General features: G+C 42.7%; 2 protein-coding genes. Both read left to right on the forward strand.

The genetic code is table 11. The features are described from left to right. Nucleotides 1-219 precede the first annotated feature (219 nt). The gene (gene istA, locus CXF76_RS00515; protein WP_008111092.1) at nucleotides 220-1764 is read left to right on the forward strand and encodes an IS21 family transposase; all 1545 of its coding nucleotides are present in this window, start codon (nucleotides 220-222) and stop codon (nucleotides 1762-1764) included. 28 nt (nucleotides 1765-1792) lie between these two features. Further along, on the forward strand, nucleotides 1793-2557 hold the full coding sequence (gene istB, locus CXF76_RS00520; protein WP_008111090.1) for an IS21-like element ISShfr5 family helper ATPase IstB: 765 nt from the start codon (nucleotides 1793-1795) through the stop codon (nucleotides 2555-2557). The last annotated feature ends 79 nt before the right edge of the window (nucleotides 2558-2636 follow it).

The raw sequence follows: 2636 nt of genomic DNA on the forward strand, positions 1-2636 counted from the left end.
TTGCGTATTCTCATGCATCGCGATCACCTAATACTATCTAAGCCGATCACCTAATACCATCCATCAAGATCACTCAATACCATCGATGCCGATCACTTTTCGGTCAAAATGGTATTGAGTGATCGGCTTGAATGGTATCGTTCAATTTGTACACGTTTTTGTCTAGCCAGTAGGTGTTTTTAACCGTTATTCTTTTCATTTTTGATGATGAGAATGACCATGCCAACGGCACCTATTTCAATGCGTAAACTTAAAGAGATTTTAAGACTAAAATACAGCTGTAAACTCAGTCATCGTCAGATAGCAACAAGCTTATCTGTTTCACCCTCAATCGTGTCTAAATATGCCTGTAAATCAGCAGAGTTAGATATTACTTACTGGCCGCTTGATGAGAAGTGGGATGATCACGCTCTGCAACAAGCGTTCTTCAAAACAAAGCCTCGATTAAAGGGCTTTACCATTCCTGACTGGTCGTTAGTTCAGCAAGAGCTTCGGCCTAAAACCATGACGTTGTTGCTGCTTTGGGAAGAATACAAAGAGCGGCACGCGGAAGGTTTTTACAGTTACACTCACTTCTGCCGTCAGTACAAGGCATGGCTTAAATGCCAAAAACCCTCCATGCGACAAAATCATAAAGCAGGTGAAAAACTGTTTGTGGATTACTGTGGCCCAACCATGAGTATTGTTGATACAAGTACAGGCGAATGTCGTACTGCACAAGTGTTCGTTGCGGTCATGGGTGCATCAAATTATACCTATGCCGAAGCGACTTACAGCCAGAAACTCGAAGATTGGGTGATGAGTCACGCCCGTTGTTTTGAGTTTCTTGGCGGTGTTCCTGAGCTAATAATTCCTGACAACCTTAAAAGTGCCGTCACCAAACCGTGTCGATATGAGCCTGACTTAAATCCAACCTACCAACAACTAGCGACACATTACGATACGGTCATTGTGCCCGCTAGACCCTATAAACCAAAGGATAAGGCTAAGGCTGAAGTGGGTGTGCAAATTGTTGAACGTTGGATAATGGCGCGCCTTCGCAATGAAACCTTCTTTAGCTTGCGTCAATTGAACCTGAAAATACAAGCATTACTGGTCGATTTAAATCAACGTAAAATGAAAAAGCATCCTGGCTCACGGCTCAGTCAGTTTGATGCTATCGACAGACCTGCACTCAAACCACTGCCTACACAGCCTTACAGCTATACCTTAGTAAAACAGGTGAGCGTGCATATTGATTATCATGTGGAAATTGAAAAGCACTACTACTCAGTGCCACATACCTTAATTAAACAAAAGCTTGAAGCCCATGCCTCCGGGAAGTTGGTGACACTCTACCATCAAGGCATACAAGTCGCTGTTCACCCCAGATCATACCGAGAAGGTGCGCACACCACGCTTGATCTGCATATGCCTATCGCTCATCAAAAGCAGCAACAATGGACACCACAGCGGTTCGAACGCTGGGCGAGTAAATTTGGCACATCAACTGAGCAGTTTGTTATGCAATTGATGCAAGCTAAAAAACATCCAGAGCAAAGCTACCGTGCTTGTATGGGGTTATTAAGCCTAGGTAAAAAGTTTAGTGATCAACGTCTTGAAGCCGCCTGTCATCGCGCATTAACCACAGGTGTTACTCGCGTTAAACAAGTAAAGACTATCTTAGAAAAAGGCTTGGATAAACAACCCTTGCCACAAGCTCAAGGTGATTTACTACAAGATATTGATCATAAAAATATCCGTGGCAACCACTATTACCATTAATAAAAATTAACAAACCATAGGAAGACTTATGCAAAATATCAATCAACAAGTTAATAATCAGTTAAGTAATTTAAAGCTAAGCGGCATACGTGATGCGCTATTGCAGCAATACGAGCAACCCAATTTATACGTTGAACAAAGCTTCGAAGAGCGGCTAAGTTTATTGCTTGAACATGAAATAACGCAGCGTGATCAGCGTAAAATAGATCGCCTAACGCGACAAGCAAAGTTCAGAGTTGGCGGCACACTTGCCCAACTCAACTATGGCGCAGCACGACAACTCGATAAAGCTCAGATCCGTTCATTAGCACAAGGTGAATGGCTTCGTCTTCACCAAAACATCTTGATCACAGGAGCAACAGGTTGTGGCAAAACTTACCTCGCTTGCGCGCTTGGTCAAAACCACTGCCAACAAGGGAGTAGCGTTTATTATTTTAGGCTCAAAGAGCTATTAGAAAAGATGTTTCTAGCGCAAGCCGATGGTAGTTATCGAAAACTGATCAACAAGCTTAGCTCTGCCAATTTACTGATCTTAGATGATTGGGGATTAGAGCCATTAACGGCTCAACAACGGAGTGATTTACTGGAATTAATTGATGCAAGATATGATACAAAATCGACCTTAATAGCGAGTCAATTACCGATAGAAAATTGGTATGAAATGATCGGAGAATCGACACACGCGGATGCGATTCTAGATAGGCTTGTGCACGGGGCGATAAAGTTGGAATTAAAAGGCGAGTCGATGCGAAAAAAACTAAATTTCTTGACTGATGCCGATCACTCAAGTTAGATTTTACTGAGGTCTACTGACAGACAAAAAAGTGATCGGCTTGAATGGTATTGAGCGATCGGCATCATGGTATTACGCA

This window comes from Pseudoalteromonas sp. 78C3, assembly GCF_002836695.1.
In the GTDB taxonomy this organism is placed as follows: Bacteria; Pseudomonadota; Gammaproteobacteria; order Enterobacterales; family Alteromonadaceae; genus Pseudoalteromonas; species Pseudoalteromonas arctica.